Here is an 18,725-nt window from a genome sequence, read left to right as displayed (position 1 = left end):
GTGCTGCTCAATTTCACGGGCATGTTCATCGGTATCGCCTACATAGATTTCCGCGCCTGGCATCACCAGTAACTGCTCAGGATCGCGGCCGTGTTGCACCGCCCTGCCCTTTATATCCTGGTAAAACGCTTGGCCCTGCTCGATGCTGGCAGCATGGGTAAAAATGACATCTGCCGTAGCGGCACCCAGGTCGCGGCCTTGTTCTGAGTCGCCGGCCTGGAAGATCACCGGCTGGCCTTGCGGGGAGCGTTGGATGTTCAACGGACCGACCACCGAGAAATGCTCGCCCTTGTGATTCAGGCTGTGCAGCTTGTTCGGGTCGAAGAACTGGCCAGTGGCGCGATTGCGCACAAATGCATCGTCCTCGTAGGAGTTCCACAGCCCCTGTACCACTTGCACGTGCTCAGCCGCGCGGCTGTAGCGGGTGTCGTAGTCATAATGTTCGTCACGACTGTAGTTGCCAGCGGTACCGGCATCTCCGCTGGTGACCACGTTCCAGCCGGCGCGGCCTTTGCTGATCAGGTCCAGTGACGCCAGTCGCCTGGCGACGTTATAGGGCGAGTTGTATGAAGTGGTCAGGGTACCGACCAGGCCTATATGGCGCGTGCTCACGGCCAGTGCCGACAGCAGCGTCAGCGGTTCCAGGCGGTTGAGGTAATGGGAGGGCGACCCGGGAGTGATGAACTGGCTGTCGACGATAAACATCAAGTCGAACAGGGCCGCCTCGGCCTGGCGAGCGATGTCGATGTACCAGTCGACGTTGACGCTGGCATCCGCTGGCAACTGTGGATCAAGCCACAGGTTGTGGCGTCCCGGCCCACCGCAGCCCATGGTCAGGGCGCCCAGTTTGAGCTGTCTTTTGGTCATCTCTGACGGATTCCTTATGGCTGGGTCTTGGCGACGACGGGTTGCAAGGACGCGGCGAATGAGTCGTCGAACAAGGTCGCGGCCGAGTAAGACTTGACCAGGCCTTGGCTGGCGAAGAAGTCCACGGTCTTTTGCGCCTCCACTGGCGATTGCGCGGTGACGGGCTCCACGGTGGTGCGCGCCCGGGCGAACCAGGCGCGGGCGATATCGGCGTCGGCGCGGGTGCGTTTGGCCCAGGCATCCGCATAAGCGTCGGCGTTGGCTGGGCTCTGGCGGGTCCAGTCACGGGCTTTCTTCAGGCGTTGGAGAAAATCATTGATGGGCACACGCTTGGCATCGACGGCCTTGGCATTCGCAGCAATGAAACTCTGGGCCGGGATCAAGCCTTCTGCCGTGGCAAGTACCCGTGCCCCTTGGCGCTCTTGTTGCGTGACATAGGGTTCCCATGTGGCGATGACGTCTACCGAGCCACCTTCCAATGCATGGGATGCATCCAGCGCGCTGAGATAGCGCAACTCCAGTGAATCTCGCGAAACCCCGGCTTTATCCAGCGCGGTCAGCAGCAGTTGCTGGCTCCAGGAGCCTTTCCAAATGGCTGCCCGCTTGCCCGCCAGGTCCGCCAGGCTGTGGATCGACGAATCCTTCCTGACCAGAATGGCCACGCCGTCTAGATTTTGCCGGCTGATGGCGATCACCTTGATCGGCGCGCCTAACGCGCCCAGAAATAACACCGGTGCATCGCCGAGAAGACCGATGTCCAGGCTGTTGGCATTGAGCGCTTCGGCAACCGGCGAACCCGCCGTGAACTGCTTCCACTCCAGCGTGTAAGGCAGGTCATCCAGCACACCCGCCGCCTCCATCACCGCCTGGGCGTTATAGCTCTGGTCGCCTACCACCAACGTTTGTGCATGCGCAGTCAGACACAGCAAGGCGGCGGCCATCCCGGCCGTCAGTTTTGTCAGATAACGCACATTCTTCTCCAGATGCCTGTTCGTAGGGGTGGACAAGATGAGCGACGGGGCATTATGAGTAAAATACTAATAATGCATAACCTAATTCTATAATAATGCGTTAATTGCATTTATAGGCTCGATGGAACGTCCAGCATAAATGCGCTGACATTGCGGAGCGCCCCGCACCACCTACACTGATCTGAATCCAGCGATCCTCAAGGCCGTTCCAGTGGGTTCGCCAGATGTACCTGCACTTATTGCTCAACAAAAAAAACAGTTAACCCACTGATTAATAGAGTCAATATGAAAGAGCAGCCGCGGCCGCGTGTATCACACTTTCTGGCTCCGTTCAGCCTCCTGTGCCTGGCCCTCGCCGGCTGCACGGTCGGACCGGATTTCGCCCGCCCTGACGTGCCCGCGAATGCCGACTACTCAAAAGAAAAGCTCACCACCACCGCTCAGGCCGACATCGACACCGGTGGTGCGGCGCAACGCCTGATTGCGGGGATGGATATTCCGGGGCAATGGTGGACGCTGTTTCGCTCGCCAACATTGAATGCACTGGTCGAAGAAGCCCTGCACGCCAATCCGGACGTGAGCGCTGCACAGGCGGCTTTGCGCCAGGCCAACGAGCTGGTTTACGCCGACCAGGCGTCGTTGTTTCCCTCGGTCAGCGCCAATGTGCAAAAAAACCGTGAGAAAGTGTCTGGCGTCACGACGGGCGCACCCTCGTCACCGATTCTCACGGTCAGCTCGGCGTCGCTGAGTGTCTCCTATGCCCCAGACGTGTTCGGTGGCACTCGCCGGCAAATCGAATCCACCACCGCCCAGGCCGAGTACGAGCGCTTCCAGTTGGAGGCGACCTACCTCACGCTGACCTCCAATGTGGTCAACACCGCCGTCAGCCTGGCGTCTTTGCGCGATCAAGTGGCCGCCACCGAGACCATCATCCGACTGCAAAGCGATCAGCTCGACGTGCTGCAGGCTCAACGGCAACTGGGCGCTATCGGCAATGCCGACGTACTCACCCAGCAGACCGCGTTGGCACAGACCCGCGCCACCCTGCCGCCGCTGCAAAAGCAACTGGCGCAGACTCGCAATCAACTGATGGCCTACCTCGGCCGTTTTCCCAACCAGGATCGGGACGAACGTTTTCAACTGGCCTCCCTGCATTTGCCACAAGAATTGCCCGTCAGCCTGCCCTCGGCCATCGTCGGTCAGCGGCCGGATGTGCGTTCTGCCCAAGCTCAGTTGCATCAGGCCAGCGCCAACATTGGTGTAGCGGTCGCCAATCAGTTACCGCAGTTCAGCATTACCGGTTCCGTGGGCTCGACGGTGGCGAGCGGGACCAAACTGTTTTCGGCCGGCTCCGGTGTCTGGAGCTTGGCCGGCTCGATCGCCCAGCCGATTTTCGATGCCGGCGCCCTTGAGCACCGCAAGCGCGCAGCCGTGGCGGCCTATGACGAATCCGCGGCGCGTTATCGCGGCACCGTGTTGACCGCGTTCCAGGACGTCGCCAATGCCCTGCGCGCACTGGAAGCCGACGCCGAGACGCTGAACCAGCAGGTTGCCGCTGAGCGCTCAGCGCAAGCCAACCTGGACCTGGTGCAAGCCCAATTCCGCCTGGGCGCGGTGGCTTACATCAACCTGCTCACGGCCCAGCAAACCTACCAGAACACCGTGCTGGCACGGGTCAAGGCACAGGCCGCCCGCTACAGCGATACCACCGCCCTCTTCCAGGCACTGGGTGGTGGCTGGTGGAACCGTACCGATGTGGCCCCCGCCTCCAAGGGCCATCCGGATCGCTTCGGCCTGCCGTCGTGGCAGGAAATCATGCCGGCTGACAACCAGAAAGCCACGCCCGCCAATGCGGCGCGGTTGGACTGAACCGAATCATTGAAACAGTGAGACCCTCCATGGCCGACGTCCAGACTGCCTCTCCCCTGCCCTCCGAGCCCAGCGCACCGCGCAAGCGTCGACTGTGGCGGCCGATGCTGATCATGATCGTGGTGGTGTTGGTGATTGTCGCGATCATCGCCGGGGTGAAGTTCGTGCAGATTTCCGCGCTGATCGCCCAATCGAAGATGCCCTTGCCCGCCGCCGTGGTCACCGCCATGCCTGTGCCGTATGCCGAGTGGCAACCCAGCGTGTCCGCCGTGGGCTCGATGAAGGCCGTACGTGGCGTGGATGTGACCACTGAAGTCGGCGGCATCGTGCGTACCCTCGGTTTCACCCCCGGGCAAGAGGTGGCGGCCCAGGCATTGCTGGTGCAGCTGAATGCCGACTCCGACATCGCCCAACTGCACTCCCTTGAAGCCACCGCCGACCTGGCGGGCATCGTGCTCAAGCGTGACAAGGCCCAACTGGCGGTCAACGCGGTGTCCCAAGCCCAAGTGGACACCGACACTGCCGACCTGAAGGCTAAGCTGGCCGCCGCAGAACAGCAGCGCGCGCTGGTAGCGAAAAAGACCATTCGTGCGCCGTTTGCCGGACGCATCGGGATCACCAGCGTCAACCCCGGCCAATTCCTCAACCCGGGCGACAAAATCGCTACGCTGCAGACCTTCGATCCCATCTACATCGACTTCACCGTGCCACAGACCCAGCTGGAAGCCATCGCCATCGGCCAAGGAGTCGTGGTAACCGCCGACGGCCTGTCCAACCAGGCGTTCAAGGGCCGGATCAGCACCATCGACACTCAATTCGACGCCACCACGCGCAACGTCACCGTCGAAGCAACCGTAGAAAACCCCAAGCAAAGCCTGGTGCCCGGCATGTTTGCCCGCGCGGTGGTCAACTCGGGCGCCACCCAGCGCTACCTCACCGTGCCGCAGACTTCGGTGACCTACAACCCTTACGGCACCACGGTCTTCATCGCCACTTCGAGCAAGAACGACAAGGGTGAAGAGCTGCTCACCGCACAACAAACCTTTATCAAGACCGGGCCGACCCGTGGCGACCAGGTGGCGATCCTGTCCGGTGTCAAGGAAGGCGACTTGTTGATCACCAGCGGCCAGATGAAGCTCAAGAATGGCTCGCCAGTGAAGGTCGATAACAGCGCCGCGCCGCTGAACGACCCCGCCCCGACTCCCCAAGAACATTAAAGGTGTCCCATGAAGCTTACCGATACCTTTATCCACCGACCGGTCTGGGCCGTGGTCATTTCGCTGTTCATCCTGATCCTGGGGCTGCGCTCGATTTTCGAATTGCCGGTGAATCAATGGCCACGCACGGAGAACACCGTGGTCACCATCACCACGGCTTACTACGGTGCGGATGCGTCCACGGTCGCAGGCTTTATCACCCAGCCCCTGGAAGCGGCGATTGCCCAAGCTCAGGGCATCGACTATCTGTCCTCATCGAGCATTACCGGGGTCTCGACCATTACCGCCACGCTGCGGCTGAACTATGACGCGAGCAAGGCGCTCACCGAGATCAATACCCAGGTCAACTCGGTGAAGAACCAACTGCCGGCCCAAGCCCAGGAGCCGGTGTTGACGGTGGCCGTCGGGCAAACCACGGATGCCATGTACCTGGGTTTCTACAGTGACACGCTGCCCACCAACAACATCACCGACTACCTGGTGCGAGTGGTCAAACCCAAGCTCGATTCGATCCAGGGCGTGCAGACCGCAGAAATTCTCGGCGGTCGCCAATTCGCCCTGCGGGCCTGGCTCGACCCGGACAAGCTGGCGGCCCATAACGTCACGGCGCAGGACGTGTCCACGGCCCTGGCCAACAACAACTACCTGTCTGCCGTGGGTTCGACCCGCGGCCAAACGGTGACGGTCGACCTGACCGCTGGCACCGACTTGCACACGGTGGATGAGTTCAAACGGCTGGTCATCAAGCAGAAAGGCGATGCGCTGGTGTACCTGGAGGATGTGGCCACCGTCACCCTCGGCGCCGAAAGCTACGACAGCAGCGTGGCGTTTTCCGGCAAGCGCTCGGTGTTTATCGGCATCAAGGCGGCACCCAGCGCGAACATCCTGACTGTCGCCAATAGCGTGCGCGAAGCCTTCCCCGAACTGCAGTCGCAACTGCCGACGGGCGTACGCGGTGAAATCGTGTATGACTCGACCGAGTTCATCAACACCTCGATCTACGAGGTGGTGAAGACGCTCGTCGAGGCCATGATCATTGTGTCGGTGGTGATTTACCTGTTCCTTGGCTCGTTCCGCGCGGTGATTGTGCCGCTGGTGGCGATCCCGTTGTCGCTGGTGGGGACGTTCTTCGTCATGTACCTGCTGGGTTATTCCATCAACCTGTTGACCCTGCTCGCCCTGGTGCTGGCAATTGGGTTGGTGGTGGATGACGCGATCATCGTGGTGGAGAACGTCGACCGCCACATCAAGGAGGAAGGCAAAGGCGTACTGGACGCCGCATTGGTGGCGGCGCGAGAGCTGGGTGGGCCGATCATCGCGATGACCGTGGTGCTGGTGGCCGCCTATGTGCCCATCGGGTTGCGCAGTGGCCTCACGGGCGCGTTGTTCAAGGAGTTCTGCTTCTCGTTGGCGGGCGCAGTGACCGTGTCGGCGGTGGTGGCATTGACGCTGTCGCCGATGATGACCTCCAAGCTGTTCAAGCCCGGCCAGGAAGAAGGTCGATTCGCCAAGCGGCTCGACCAGTACTTTGACTGGCTGCGCAAGCGTTACCACCGCGTGCTGTCCGGCGGGCTGAACGTCTGGCCGGTGCTGGTGACCTTTGGTTTCATCCTGTTCCTGTTGGTCGCGGCCAGTGGCATGACCGCCAAGAGCGAGCTGTCGCCCACCGAAGACCAGGGGTTGGTATTCATGCAGATCAAAGGCCCGCCGACGGCATCGCCGCAACAGATGGAGCGTATTGCCGACCAAGCCTTCCAGATCGCCAACAAAGAACCGGAATACGCGCAGATGTTCCAACTGACCGGCCTGCCCGCCCTCAACCAGGGCCTGGGCGGCGTACTGCTCAAATCCTGGGGTGATCGCACGCGCTCCCAGGCCCAACTGATTCTGGACCTCCAGCAAAAATGGAATCAGGTGCCGGGCGCCACCATCGCTGCCTTCCCGCTACCCTCCCTGCCGGGCGCCCAGGGTTTGCCGGTGCAGTTTGTGATCACCACCACCGACTCGGTGGAGAACCTCAATGAAGTCGCTCAAGCGGTCATGGCCGAGGCCCAGAAACAGCAGCTGTTCTGGTTCGCCGACATGGATTTGAAACTGGACAAACCACAGGCCCGACTGGTGGTGGACCGGGAAAAAATTGCCGCCTTGGGCATGACCCAGGCCGACGTCGGCGCCGCACTGTCAGCCGCCTTGGGTGGCAACTACGTGAACTACTTCTCCACCGCCGGGCGCTCGTACAAAGTCATTCCCCAGGTGCTGCAAGTCAACCGCCTCAACCCCGAGCAGATTCTCGATTACTACATCCGCACGCCCGCAGGCAGCATGATCCCCGCGCGAACAGTGGCGCATATCGAGACCTCGACCCAGCCGGAATCGATCAACCACTTCCAGCAACTCAACTCCGCGACGCTGGGAGGCGTCAGCGGCGTGGCCCAGGGCGAACTGCTCGCCAAGCTGAACACCATCCTGAATAACGTGGCACCTTCGGGTTACACCTCGGACTTTGCCGGGGAATCGCGGCAGTTCATGCAGGAATCGGGTGGTTTCGTCGGCCTGCTGATGTTCTCGATCCTGATCGTCTACCTGGCCCTGGCCTTTCAGTTCGAGAGCTTCCGTGACCCTGTGGTGATCCTGTTCTCGGTGCCGCCCGCCCTCTTCGGCGCTTTGGCGTTCATCACCATGGGCTACGCGTCGATCAACGTATACACCCAGGTGGGCCTGGTGACGCTGCTGGGGTTGATCACCAAGCACGGGATTCTGATCGTGCAGTTTGCTAACGAATTGCAGCGCGCCGGTCACAGCAAGCGCGAGGCGATCGAAGAAGCCGCCGCGGTGCGCTTGCGCCCTATCCTGATGACCACGGCGGCAATGGTGTTGGGCGTGGTGCCGCTGGTGTGGGCCTCCGGCGCCGGGGCTGCGGGGCGCCATGACATGGGGCTGGTGATCTTCGCCGGTTTGTCGATCGGCACGCTGCTGACGTTGTTCATGGTGCCGGCGATGTACATGTTCATCGGGGCCACGCATCACCACGAGGCCCAGCAATCAGGTGAGTCTGCCCTAACGGGTGCGGGGTAGCTCAACCCGCGCCAATAGCCCTGAGCCATGGCGATTGCTCAGGGTCAGCTCCCCCCCCTGCTCGCGAACAATCGCCCGCGCGGCTGAAAGCCCGAGCCCAACCCCGCCGGTGTGACGGTTGCGCGATGCCTCAAGGCGATAGAAAGGATCGAAGACGCGTTGCAAGTCTGCTTCTGGAATTCCCGGCCCCTCATCGCTGACCTCGATGCAGATCACATGAGAGTCAGCACTCAGCGTAATGGCTGGGTGCTGGGCATACTTTGTGGCGTTCTCCAACAGGTTGACGATCACCCGTTTTATACCCAGCGGCCGGCCGTGGTACACCAGATGCGCCGGGCCGGTGAAGTCGACGGCAATGTGCTGGTCGCGGTAATCGTCGATGATGGTTTGCAGCAACTCCGACAGGTCGAAGGCCGTGGTTTGCTCCGGGAGGGTGTCTTCGCGAAAGAATGCCAGCGCCGCGTTGATCATCGATTGCATCTCTTCAACATCGCGAATCAGCTTGCGCTGATGGTCCAGATCTTCCATGAACTCACTGCGCAGCCGCATCCGCGTCAGAGGCGCGCGCAAATCATGGGAAATGGCTGCGAGCATGTGGGTGCGTTCACCGATGAAATGCTGGATCTGCGCCTGCATGGTGTTGAAGGCGATGATCGCCTGGCGGATTTCCTGGGGGCCTTCAACGTCGATGGGCGGTGCACGCAGGTCCCCACCGAAGCGCCTGGCGGCATGGGCGAAACGCTGCAATGGATTGGCCAACTGTCGTGTGGCAACCCAGGCGACCAGCAAGGTGGCGATCAGCCCCAGCCCGATAATCACCGCGATCCGCATATTGATATCCAAGCCCCAACTGCGTTCGGAGGGCGTGAACGACAGCCAGCTGCCATCCAGCAATTGCACTAACGCAACATAACGGCCCTGGGGACTTCCGCTTGGCCAGTCATCGGGGTTGAGCACCTGGACCTCGTGCTCATCACCCAGCTGTTGCTGCAAGGCCGGCACCCTGCCCGATTTGAAGCGCATGCCTGAGGCTGGCAGACCGAAATCCGCCAGGTGCGTACTCCACGCCACGTGCAACATCGAACTGCCGGCCGCTTCAGCCAGTTGCGGGCGCAATGAGACCGGCGCCGCCTGGACCACTTTCGAGGTGATGGCGATCTGTTCCAACAGGCCGGTGCGCTCGATAGGTGGGCGCGCCCAGATCCCCGCCACTTGCACGAACAGGGCATTCAGGGCCAGTGAGGCGAGCATTGCAGCGACGATGGTCAGGGCTATCCGGCGACTCAGGGTGTCGCGGCGCAACAGGCGCAGGATCACGAGCGGGTGACCTGGGTGCTGAACATATAGCCTCCATTGCGCACAGTACGAATCAGGTCGGGGCGCTTGCTGTCGGGTTCGATCTTGCGGCGCAGCCGGCTCACCTGCACGTCGATGCTACGGTCGAAGGCGTCGTGGCCGTGGCCATGGGTCAAGTCGATCAGTTGCTCGCGGGTGAGGATGCGCTGCGGATGCTCGAGAAACACCACCAACAAGTCGAACTCGCCACCGGATAGCGGAATCATCACGTTTTCGGGCGAACGTAGCTCCCGGCAGGTGATATCCAGGTGCCAACCGGCGAACGCAAGCACTGGCCGTGTGCGATCACTGGCAGTGATCGGCTCCCCCGTCCGCCGCTGCACGGCACGCAAGCGTGCCAGCAGTTCCCGAGGTGCAAAAGGCTTGGTCAGGTAGTCGTCAGCCCCCAGTTCAAGGCCAACAATACGGTCACTCAATTCGCCCATGGCCGTCAGCATGATGATGGGAATGCCCATCTGCGCACGTACTTTCTGGCACAGGCTGAGACCGCCCTCACCGGGCAACATGAGGTCGAGGATCAGCGTGTCTGGACGATTACGTGCGATCGCCGCCCACATGGCCTCGCCATCCGGCGCCACGTCCACCTCATAGGCGTGCTGGACGAAGAACTTCTTCAGCAATGACAGGATTTCCATATCGTCATCGACGATCAGTAGTCGGCTCACGGTGGCAGGACCCTTCAGGTCAAAAAAGGAGCACATCTAAAACCATTCCGGCGCTCAGGTCATTTATTTCAATCGAGCAACATTCCTTCGCCCCAGACATAAGCCGGACATCTTCGGGCAACGGCCCGCAGGCATCCTGCATGCCTTCCATCCAAGGGGGCTTTCATGAAGGTCTTGAGCAGTCGGTATACCGCACCACCGCAACACAGCGAACAGCCACTGGTCCTGAGCCAACGCACGTCGGTCCCTGAGCAGGATAGTCCGATCCTGTTCCAGGAGTTGTGCCTGGGGCTGGCCCATGATCAAAGCCGCATCGTGCTACGACGCTACTTCGAACATTACAGCCCGGACACGTCCCGCTGGGTGGAGTATGCCCATTCGATCCCGACCACTGAACTCATCCACTGGATCATGACCCACGGCCAGTTGCAGATTGTGTGCTCGGAAAACACACCGGAAAGAACCGCTAAGGAATCCCATTGATGAGAATCAAGTACTCGCTGCCGCTGATGCTCGCGGCCACCCTGAGCCTGGCGGCGTGCAGCAGCACAAAGGTCGAACCCGAGATGTACACCGGGTTTCTGCACGATTACAGCGTATTGAAAGAACATCAGACACCCGAGGGGCAAACGGTACTGAGCTGGGTCAGCCCAGCCTTGAAACGAGGCCGGTACAAACAGGTCTACCTGGCGCCCAGCCAGTTTTACCCCACTGTCGAACCCACCGGGCGTATTCCACAAAGCACCCTCTCCCTCGTGACCGGGTACTACGACTCGGCGCTCAAGGCCGAACTGGGTCGGGTGGTGCACTTGGTCTCCATACCAGGGCCTGACACACTGATCGTGCGGCCAGCCATCACCCGGATTGCCGCCAGTACTCAGGGGTTGCAGTTTTATGAGTGGCTGCCGGTCACATTGGTTGCGGCAGGCGTCAGTACGGCCGCCGGGTGGCGCGACCAGGACAGCCAGATCGCCACGGAAGTCTCCTTTGAGGACGGTTCGACTGGCGACGTAGTTGCCGCCGTGGTACGCAAGGGCACAGGTGTGCCGCTGGACAATGACAAGCAAGTCATGACGGCCGATAACGTTAAGAGCGTGCTCGACGGCTGGGCGGGAGATCTGGCCAAATCATACGGCACAATCAATCAGTAACGACTTGTCCAGCGCCCAACCGTGAATCGATGATCCATGCGTTCGGCGCCTGCCTCATGTTCAAACGTCATAATCCCCGGCTCGTCTGCATGGTAATCTCGCGCAACCATGAATAGACATTGATCGTCACGACGACGACAGAGCCAGGAAAGAACATGCCGAAAATCTCTCACTCAGCGTTGCGCCGCAACTTCCGTGAATTGCTTGCCAAGAAAATGTGCGTTGAAACCGCCTCGGTTTTCGACCCCATGTCCGCGCGTATCGCGGCCGACCTAGGGTTTGAGGTCGGTATCCTGGGTGGCTCGGTCGCTTCGTTGCAGGTACTTGCGGCCCCCGATTTTGCGCTGATCACCCTGAGTGAGTTCGTTGAACAGGCCACCCGCATCGGGCGCGTGGCCCAGTTGCCCTTCATCGCCGACGCCGACCACGGTTACGGCAACGCCCTGAACGTCATGCGCACCGTAGAAGAGCTTGAACGTGCCGGTGTGGCGGCGCTGACGATTGAAGACACGTTATTGCCAGCGCAGTTCGGGCGCAAATCCACCGACCTGATTTCCGTCGAGGAAGGCATCGGCAAAGTGAAGGCAGCACTTGAGGCCCGTGTTGACCCCGAGCTGTCGATCATTGCACGTACCAATGCCGGCGTGCTGCCTACTGAAGATGTCATCGCCCGCACCAAGGCGTATGAAAAAGCCGGTGCCGATGGTATCTGCATGGTCGGCGTCAAAGACTTCGACCACCTTGAGCAAATCGCGGCAAACCTCACGGTGCCATTGATGCTGGTGACCTACGCCAACCCCAAGCTCAATGACAGCGAACGCCTGGCCAAACTCGGCGTACGTATCGTGGTGGCCGGCCATGGCGCCTACTTTGCGTCGATCAAGGCCACCTACGACAGCCTGCGCGCACAACGCCAGCTGACCCACAACACCTCGAACCTCAGCGCTACGGAGTTGACCCATACCTACACGTTGCCTAAGAGCTACATGGCTTGGGCTGAAGAGTTCATGGACGTCAAAGAGTGACTGACGCCGACGGCACTAATGCCCGTCAATCAAGAAAGAACACTGTTTATAAATGTTTATATAAAATTATTTAACTAAGCCTAAAAAATCCGCCGCAGAGCCTGCGGCGGCAAACCAAAGGTTTTTGTCGAAGCAGAGCGGCTAAGACCCTGTCCACGCTACACCTGCGGCCGATTAAACAAGGTGAAGTTTAATTAATTGAGTTTAATCAAGGCCAGAGCTGCGCCCCGCGGAAAATCTGTTAATAATCAGGCTCGGCAAACACGCCGAGCACAATAAAAACAGCATCACGCTCATCTGCAAACATCTGCCATAAAACCCTATGCGCCATTTAAAAATGCGGTGTTTCTGTGCGCGCGATAATTATTCCTGGGAAACAAGAACATGATCAAACAGTGGAGCCTGTTAACACTGGCTGTGTGCGCCAGTGTCAGCCAAATCGCCCTTGCCGAGTCCGTGACCGACCAGACCGATTCCAAGGGATTTATCGAAGGCAGCAGCATCACGGGGCTGCTGCGCAACTATTACTTCGACCGCGACCGCCAAAGTGGCAAGGCGGATAACCGCGACTGGACCCAAGGCGCAATGCTCAACTACGCCTCGGGGTTCACCCAGGGCACCATCGGGTTTGGCGTGGATGCCTACGCCTATGGCGCGATGAAGCTTGACGCCACTCACGCGGACGCCGGCACCGGCGAGTTGCCGACCGACCGCCATGGCGATCCGGAAAATGGCTACGGCTCAGTGGGCGCAGCGGTGAAGATCAAGGTCTCCAAAACCCAGTTGAAATTCGGTGACATGCAGCCCACCGCTCCCGTCTTCGCCACTGGTGGTACGCGCATCTTGCCGCAGACCGCCACCGGCTTTGACCTGACCAGCAGCGAGATCGCCGGACTGGACCTGGAGGCCGGGCACTTCACCAGCACCAACAGCGGCATGACCAGCAACCATGACCACGACATCTACGCCACCTACGCTAACGTGGCAGCCAACAGTGCGAGTTTCATCGGTGGTAAATACACCTTCACGCCTTCGCTGAGCGCCACCCTGTACGCAGGTGAACTGGAAGATATCTGGCGCCAGTACTACACCAATCTCAACTACGTGATTCCGTTGAGCCAGGACCAGTCGCTGGCATTGGACGGCAACCTGTACCGCACCCTCGACACGGGCAGTGCCAAGGCCGGGGCGATCAACAACACCACGTACTCGGTGGCAGCGGCCTACTCGTTCCTGGCGGCCCACACCCTGACGCTGTCGTTTCAGAAAGTGCATGGCGACACGCCCTTTGACTACATCGGCACCGGCAACAATGGCGCAGGTGAAGGCGGTGATTCGGTGTTCCTGGCCAACTCGATCCAGTGGGGCGACTTCAACGGTCCGGGCGAGCAGTCCTGGGGCGTTCGTTATGACCTGAATATGGCAACCTTCGGCGTACCGGGCCTGAGCTTCATGACCCGCTACGTCAATGGTTCGGGCATCGATGGTACCCACACTCCAGCCAACAGTGCCTACGTGGGCGACTACGGTGCCAACGGTGACCATCACGAGACCGATGTGGAAGCCAAATACGTACTGCAGAGCGGCCCGGCGAAAAACCTGTCGTTTCGCGTACGAGACGCCATGGTTTCATCGAACGCCGACCAGCGTGATGGCAAGCTGAACGAGCTGCGGGTGATCGTCGACTACCCGTTCACCCTGTTGTAATCAGCCCTGCTCCCGGTTTGCCCCGGGCGTTTTTTTCGGGGACCATGGCACCTTCTGTTCAGTCAACAAGAGGTGCCCATGGCCAACCACGATCTGTCCTACACTCCCGATCCCGACGCCGACTCCATCTCTTCCGATGTCATCGGTTTCAACGGCATCCTGGTCTCCACCCAGATTCCGACCCGGGCCGACGGCAGCCTGGAACTGGGCGATGTCACCCTGCAAAGCGAATGCACCCTGCAAGCGCTGAAAGTCGCCCTGGAAAAGGCCGGCAGCTCCATGGACCGGGTGATGCACCTGACCATCTACCTCACCGATATGGCTGATCGTGCTGCATTCAACGAAGTCTATAAGCGCTTTTTCGCCAAGCCATGGCCTGTGCGAGCAGCCGTAGGCGTTGCTTCCCTGGCCGTAGAAGGCATGCGTGTCGAAGTCACCGCAATGGCCGCAAAAGCCTGAACCTGTGGGAGCGGGCTTGCCCGCGATGGCGGTGCATCAGTCGATCAATGTGCCAACTGACCCACCGCTATCGCGGGCAAGCTCGCTCCTACACTGGAACTCATTGGCTCCTGCACCAAGCCAGCCAGCCCTGTGGTAGGTGCCCCCCCAGCGTTTCACAGCTACAATGCCCGCCTCAACCGTGACAAGCCTGACTAAAAAAACTATGTCCTTGCCCAAGCATCACCTGGAATTGCTCAGCCCTGCCCGCGATGTCGCCATCGCGCGCGAGGCTATCCTGCATGGCGCCGACGCCGTGTACATCGGCGGCCCGAGCTTCGGCGCACGCCACAACGCCTGTAACGACGTGAGCGATATCGCGTCCCTGGTGGAGTTCGCACGCCGTTACCACGCCCGTGTGTTCACTACCATCAATACCATCCTGCATGACAACGAGCTGGAGCCTGCGCGCAAGCTGATCCATCAGTTGTATGACGCCGGTGTCGACGCCTTGATCGTGCAAGACCTAGGTGTGATGGAGCTGGATATTCCGCCCATCGAGCTGCACGCCAGCACCCAGACCGACATTCGCACCCTGGGTCGTGCCAAGTTTCTCGACCAGGCAGGTTTCTCCCAGTTGGTATTGGCCCGTGAGCTGAACCTGCAAGAGATCCGCGCCATCGCCGACGAAACCGATGCCGCCATCGAGTTTTTCATTCACGGCGCACTGTGTGTGGCGTTCTCCGGGCAGTGCAACATCTCCCACGCGCAGAATGGGCGCAGCGCCAACCGTGGCGACTGCTCCCAGGCTTGCCGCCTGCCGTACACCTTGAAAGACGACCAGGGCCGCGTCGTGGCCTTTGAAAAGCACCTGCTGTCGATGAAAGACAACAACCAGAGCGCCAACATTCGCGCGCTGGTCGAAGCGGGCGTGCGTTCATTCAAGATCGAAGGTCGCTACAAGGACATGGGTTATGTGAAGAACATCACCGCCTATTACCGCCAGCGCCTCGATGAAGTGCTTGAGGACCGTCCTGACCTGGCCCGTGCGTCCAGCGGCCGTACCGCGCACTTTTTCCTGCCCGATCCGGAAAAGACCTTCCACCGTGGCAGCACCGACTATTTTGTCACCGACCGCAAGATCGACATCGGCGCCTTCGACACGCCGACCTTCACCGGCTTGCCGGTAGGTATGGTGGAAAAAGCCGGCAAACGTGACTTGCAGGTGGTCACCCACGAGCCGCTGTCCAATGGCGACGGCCTCAATGTGCTGATCAAACGTGAAGTCGTGGGTTTCCGCGCCAACATTGCCGAGCCCAAGGGCGAGTTCGAAGAAGACGGCAAGAAGCGCTACCGCTATCGCGTCGAGCCGAATGAAATGCCGGCTGGCCTGCACCAGTTGCGGCCGAACCACCCGCTGAACCGCAACCTGGACCATAACTGGCAACAAGCGCTGCTCAAGACCTCGTCCGAACGCCGTATCGGCCTGACCTGGGCTGCTCGTTTGCGTGAAGAGCAGTTGGAAGTCACCGCCACCAGCGAAGAAGGCATCAGCGCCAGCGTCACCCTGCCCGGCCCGTTCGGCGTGGCCAACAAGCCGGAACAGGCGCTGGACACCCTGCGTGATCTGCTCGGCCAACTGGGCACCACCGAATACCACGCCACCGCCCTCCAACTGGACGCACCGCAAGCGTTCTTCATCCCCAATTCGCAGCTCAAGGCCTTGCGCCGCGAAGTGATCGAAGCGCTGACCGCGGCCCGTGTAGCGGCTCACCCCCGTGGCGGGCGCAAGGCGGAAACTTCACCGCCGCCGGTGTACCCGGAAGCGCACCTGTCGTTCCTGGCCAACGTCTACAACCAGAAAGCCCGCGACTTCTATCACCGTCATGGTGTGAAGCTGATCGACGCCGCCTTCGAAGCCCACGAAGAAACCGGCGAAGTACCGGTGATGATCACCAAGCACTGCCTGCGTTTCTCGTTCAACCTGTGCCCTAAACAGGCCAAGGGTGTGACGGGGGTGAAAACCAAGGTGGCGCCGATGCAGTTGATCCATGGTGATGAAGTGCTGACCTTGAAGTTCGACTGCAAGCCCTGCGAAATGCACGTGGTAGGCAAGATCAAGGGGCATATCCTCGGTCTGTCGCAGCCGGGCAGCGGCGTGGCTCACTTCGATCCGGAAAACATCATCTTTCAGGGCACGCACTGACCTTGGACATGCGGGGCCACCACCAGCCCCGCTGCAACCCCGCAGCCGCCAATAGAATCGCCGCCACCCCCAGCCACTGCAGCCAGCCCAGGCGATGCCCAAAGGCAATCCAATCGACGAAAATCGCCGCTATCGGGTAGATAAACGACAGCGCGCCGGTCAGGGCCGTCGGCAGTTTCTGGATGGCGCCGTACAGCAATACATACATCAAACCGGTGTGCACCACCCCGAGTGTCACCAGCGCCGCCCAGGCGTTGGGCGTGACGGGCAGGCTATTCCAGGGCACCAACGGCGCCAGTAACAGCGCGCCGGTGGTTACTTGAATCAATGCCATCAGATGCGGCGGCACTTCTTTCAAACGCTTGATGATCAGCGCCGCAATCGCGTACAGGAACGCAGCGCCCAGCGCCAATGCGATGCCTGACAAGTAATCCTCGCCGGTTTGTTGATCGCCATGAGCGGTGACAATCGCCAGCATCCCCAGGAACGCCACGCTCAGCCATGCCAGTTTTTGCACGGTGATCTTTTCACCCAAGAACAGCGCCGCCAGCACCACCAACATGAACGGTTGCACGTTGTATACCGCCGTACTGATGGCGATAGATGCACGGGAGTAGGACTCGAACAGCAACAGCCAGTTGCCGACGATGGCGACACCGCTCAGCATCGCCAACCCCAGCTTGGTCCAGGTGAGCAAGTCCAGGCGCAAGTAGCCCAACAACGCGCACACCAACAACAGTGTCAGCCCGCCGATCACACAGCGCCAGAACACCACTTCGATCACCGACACCCCTGACACCAGCACAAACCAGCCGATGGTGCCCGAGATCAGCATGGCGGCGATCATTTCCCACGAACCGCGACGGATAGATGTGTCCACGATAGAGGCTCCTCAAGTGAGGCTCAATTATGGCAATCTGCTTGGCAGCGGCTCCAGTGACTAAAAAAGGCCAAACACCCAAGTAACCTTTTCTTATTAGGCAAACACCATGATTGACACCATTGACCAGCAACTGATTGCCGCCCTGATGGACGACTCACGGCTGTCCCTCAAGGCGCTGGCAGGCATCACCGGGCTGTCATCGCCCAGCGTCGGCGAACGTCTGCGCCGCCTGGAAGAACGCGGTGTGTTGACCCACTACACCGTCGACATCGATCCCAAGCACTTTGGCTACCTGCTGCAAGCCATCGTGCGCATCCGCCCGCTGCCCGGCAAATTGCAGGAGGTGGAACGGCAGATCCAGGCGATCCCTGAATTCACCGAGTGCGACAAGGTGACTGGCGAGGATTGCTTCATTGCGCGCCTGCATGTGCGCACGATGGATCACTTGGACAGCCTGCTGGATCGGATCAATGCCTATGCCGAAACCAACACCGCTATCGTCAAGAAAACCCCGGTGAAACGGCGTTTGCCGCCACTGGCGGATTAGCTGGCTTGCCTGCGAAAGCGGCGATACGACCGATGAATAGGTCGCCCGTGCCGCCGCATTCGCAGCCTCGCTAAAGCTCGACAGCTCCCACAGGAGACTGGGGGCGCTTGGGAAATTACTGCCGACAGGGCCATCGCGTCTGGCGCATGTTCACCAACGATAGAGATCAAAGGTGGGAGCTGGCTTGCCTGCGATGGCGGTCTCTCAGTCAATACATGCATCGACTGGTACACCGATATCGCGGGCAAGCCCGCTCCTACATTTTACCGAGTCAGCCTGATTACTGAGTGTGCCGCTACGGGTCCAGCACCCCGCCGCTGTAGCTGTCGGATAAACGACTGCCAGTGAACTTGGCCGCCACCGCGCCCTGGGCCACCAGTCGTTCGCGGTGACGGGTGACCATGCGCCCGGTTTGTGCGGCGTGCAGGACTATCTCGGAGTCGGGGTCGCCTGGGCGCGCGATGATCCGTGCAAAACGCTGGCCTTCCTCGACGTAGTCACCCAGACCTCGCTCAAACACCAGCACACCGGCACGCGGCGCAAGGATGGTTTCCATGCAGCCCATGTCCACCACGTCGCCTTGCCATTCGCCGATAGCCGCCACCTCGTCGATCACACCATTGACGCAGAGCCATGCCCACAGCCCATCGGCGTCTTGCTGGGCCAAGGCATTGCTGACGTCCGCCTGGCCACGCAACTCAATGGTCGCCGCCAGCCGTGGTGTGCTGTGGTTGATGATGGTCTCTTC

General features: G+C 60.4%; 15 protein-coding genes and 1 pseudogene. 10 read left to right on the top strand and 6 right to left on the bottom strand.

Annotated elements, in window-relative coordinates; genetic code table 11:
- A partial coding sequence (locus ACRESD_RS12390) for an NtaA/DmoA family FMN-dependent monooxygenase (RefSeq protein WP_431751155.1) occupies positions 1-867 on the bottom strand: 867 nt, incomplete at its 3' end.
- A 14-nt stretch (positions 868-881) separates the two neighbouring features.
- Positions 882-1,838, bottom strand: coding sequence for an ABC transporter substrate-binding protein (locus tag ACRESD_RS12385; protein WP_431751154.1), 957 nt, complete (start codon positions 1,836-1,838; stop codon positions 882-884).
- A 285-nt stretch (positions 1,839-2,123) separates the two neighbouring features.
- Here ACRESD_RS12385 and ACRESD_RS12380 point away from each other — a divergent pair, with 285 nt between their 5' ends.
- Genes ACRESD_RS12380 through ACRESD_RS12370 form a run of 3 tightly spaced genes read left to right on the top strand, consistent with a single transcriptional unit; the run spans position 2,124 to position 7,999 of the window.
- Complete coding sequence (locus tag ACRESD_RS12380; RefSeq protein WP_431751153.1) at positions 2,124-3,707, top strand: efflux transporter outer membrane subunit; 1,584 nt, start codon at positions 2,124-2,126, stop codon at positions 3,705-3,707.
- Positions 3,708-3,736: 29 nt separating this feature from the next.
- A complete protein-coding gene (locus ACRESD_RS12375) occupies positions 3,737-4,924 on the top strand; it encodes an efflux RND transporter periplasmic adaptor subunit (protein WP_431751152.1) in 1,188 nt (395 codons plus the stop codon).
- 9 nt (positions 4,925-4,933) lie between these two features.
- Positions 4,934-7,999 carry an efflux RND transporter permease subunit gene (locus tag ACRESD_RS12370; protein WP_431751151.1) on the top strand — a complete coding sequence of 1,022 codons (3,066 nt, stop codon included), beginning with the start codon at positions 4,934-4,936 and terminating at the stop codon, positions 7,997-7,999.
- On the opposite strand, the gene ACRESD_RS12365 is transcribed toward ACRESD_RS12370, so the two are convergent.
- Both ACRESD_RS12365 and ACRESD_RS12360 read right to left on the bottom strand, forming a co-directional pair.
- Entirely contained in the window at positions 7,982-9,316 is a 1,335-nt protein-coding gene (locus ACRESD_RS12365) for an ATP-binding protein (protein ID WP_431751150.1), read from the bottom strand. The two genes, ACRESD_RS12370 and ACRESD_RS12365, sit on opposite strands and share 18 nt — an antisense overlap.
- A complete protein-coding gene (locus ACRESD_RS12360; RefSeq protein WP_431751149.1) occupies positions 9,313-10,056 on the bottom strand; it encodes a response regulator in 744 nt (247 codons plus the stop codon). Before ACRESD_RS12360 ends, ACRESD_RS12365 begins: the two co-directional genes overlap by 4 nt.
- Before the next feature lie 129 nt (positions 10,057-10,185).
- On the opposite strand from ACRESD_RS12360, the gene ACRESD_RS12355 reads away from it, so the two are divergent.
- The 6 genes from ACRESD_RS12355 (at position 10,186) to ACRESD_RS12330 (ending at position 16,547) form a co-directional block, all read left to right on the top strand.
- On the top strand, positions 10,186-10,503 hold the full coding sequence (locus ACRESD_RS12355; RefSeq protein WP_431751148.1) for a hypothetical protein: 318 nt from the start codon (positions 10,186-10,188) through the stop codon (positions 10,501-10,503).
- Positions 10,503-11,171, top strand: coding sequence for a DUF3313 domain-containing protein (locus tag ACRESD_RS12350; protein ID WP_431751147.1), 669 nt, complete (start codon positions 10,503-10,505; stop codon positions 11,169-11,171). The genes ACRESD_RS12355 and ACRESD_RS12350 overlap by 1 nt, the downstream gene beginning before the upstream one ends.
- A 155-nt stretch (positions 11,172-11,326) precedes the next feature.
- Positions 11,327-12,196, top strand: coding sequence for an isocitrate lyase/PEP mutase family protein (locus ACRESD_RS12345; protein WP_431751146.1), 870 nt, complete (start codon positions 11,327-11,329; stop codon positions 12,194-12,196).
- Between the two features lie 384 nt (positions 12,197-12,580).
- Entirely contained in the window at positions 12,581-13,903 is a 1,323-nt protein-coding gene (locus tag ACRESD_RS12340; protein ID WP_431751145.1) for an OprD family porin, read from the top strand.
- A gap of 78 nt (positions 13,904-13,981) precedes the next feature.
- On the top strand, positions 13,982-14,362 hold the full coding sequence (locus ACRESD_RS12335; protein ID WP_185706190.1) for a RidA family protein: 381 nt from the start codon (positions 13,982-13,984) through the stop codon (positions 14,360-14,362).
- Positions 14,363-14,567: 205 nt separating this feature from the next.
- A complete protein-coding gene (locus ACRESD_RS12330; protein WP_431751144.1) occupies positions 14,568-16,547 on the top strand; it encodes a peptidase U32 family protein in 1,980 nt (659 codons plus the stop codon).
- On the opposite strand, the gene ACRESD_RS12325 is transcribed toward ACRESD_RS12330, so the two are convergent.
- Positions 16,525-17,427, bottom strand: a complete 903-nt coding sequence (locus ACRESD_RS12325; RefSeq protein WP_431751143.1) for a DMT family transporter — start codon at positions 17,425-17,427, stop codon at positions 16,525-16,527. The genes ACRESD_RS12330 and ACRESD_RS12325 overlap by 23 nt on opposite strands.
- 109 nt (positions 17,428-17,536) lie before the next feature.
- On the opposite strand from ACRESD_RS12325, the gene ACRESD_RS12320 reads away from it, so the two are divergent.
- Positions 17,537-17,977 carry an Lrp/AsnC family transcriptional regulator gene (locus ACRESD_RS12320; RefSeq protein ID WP_231807618.1) on the top strand — a complete coding sequence of 147 codons (441 nt, stop codon included), beginning with the start codon at positions 17,537-17,539 and terminating at the stop codon, positions 17,975-17,977.
- A gap of 295 nt (positions 17,978-18,272) precedes the next feature.
- On the opposite strand, the pseudogene ACRESD_RS12315 reads toward ACRESD_RS12320, so the two are convergent.
- Positions 18,273-18,725: pseudogene (locus ACRESD_RS12315) on the bottom strand (succinylglutamate desuccinylase); the annotation flags it as partial.

Source organism: Pseudomonas sp., assembly GCF_050739995.1.
Taxonomy (GTDB): domain Bacteria; phylum Pseudomonadota; class Gammaproteobacteria; order Pseudomonadales; family Pseudomonadaceae; genus Aquipseudomonas.
Note: the sequence above shows the minus strand (reverse complement) of the source record. Positions and strands in the feature narration are given on the sequence as shown.

What these genes read in the sequence shown, in the direction of transcription:
- ACRESD_RS12380 (WP_431751153.1), top strand. Translation starts at nt 2,124, where the DNA reads ATGAAAGAGCAGCCGCGGCCGCGTGTATCACACTTTCTGGCTCCGTTC.
- ACRESD_RS12375 (WP_431751152.1), top strand. Translation starts at nt 3,737, where the DNA reads ATGGCCGACGTCCAGACTGCCTCTCCCCTGCCCTCCGAGCCCAGCGCA.
- ACRESD_RS12370 (WP_431751151.1), top strand. Translation starts at nt 4,934, where the DNA reads ATGAAGCTTACCGATACCTTTATCCACCGACCGGTCTGGGCCGTGGTC.
- ACRESD_RS12360 (WP_431751149.1), bottom strand. Translation starts at nt 10,056, where the DNA reads ATGTGCTCCTTTTTTGACCTGAAGGGTCCTGCCACCGTGAGCCGACTA.
- ACRESD_RS12355 (WP_431751148.1), top strand. Translation starts at nt 10,186, where the DNA reads ATGAAGGTCTTGAGCAGTCGGTATACCGCACCACCGCAACACAGCGAA.
- ACRESD_RS12350 (WP_431751147.1), top strand. Translation starts at nt 10,503, where the DNA reads ATGAGAATCAAGTACTCGCTGCCGCTGATGCTCGCGGCCACCCTGAGC.
- ACRESD_RS12345 (WP_431751146.1), top strand. Translation starts at nt 11,327, where the DNA reads ATGCCGAAAATCTCTCACTCAGCGTTGCGCCGCAACTTCCGTGAATTG.
- ACRESD_RS12340 (WP_431751145.1), top strand. Translation starts at nt 12,581, where the DNA reads ATGATCAAACAGTGGAGCCTGTTAACACTGGCTGTGTGCGCCAGTGTC.
- ACRESD_RS12335 (WP_185706190.1), top strand. Translation starts at nt 13,982, where the DNA reads ATGGCCAACCACGATCTGTCCTACACTCCCGATCCCGACGCCGACTCC.
- ACRESD_RS12330 (WP_431751144.1), top strand. Translation starts at nt 14,568, where the DNA reads ATGTCCTTGCCCAAGCATCACCTGGAATTGCTCAGCCCTGCCCGCGAT.
- ACRESD_RS12320 (WP_231807618.1), top strand. Translation starts at nt 17,537, where the DNA reads ATGATTGACACCATTGACCAGCAACTGATTGCCGCCCTGATGGACGAC.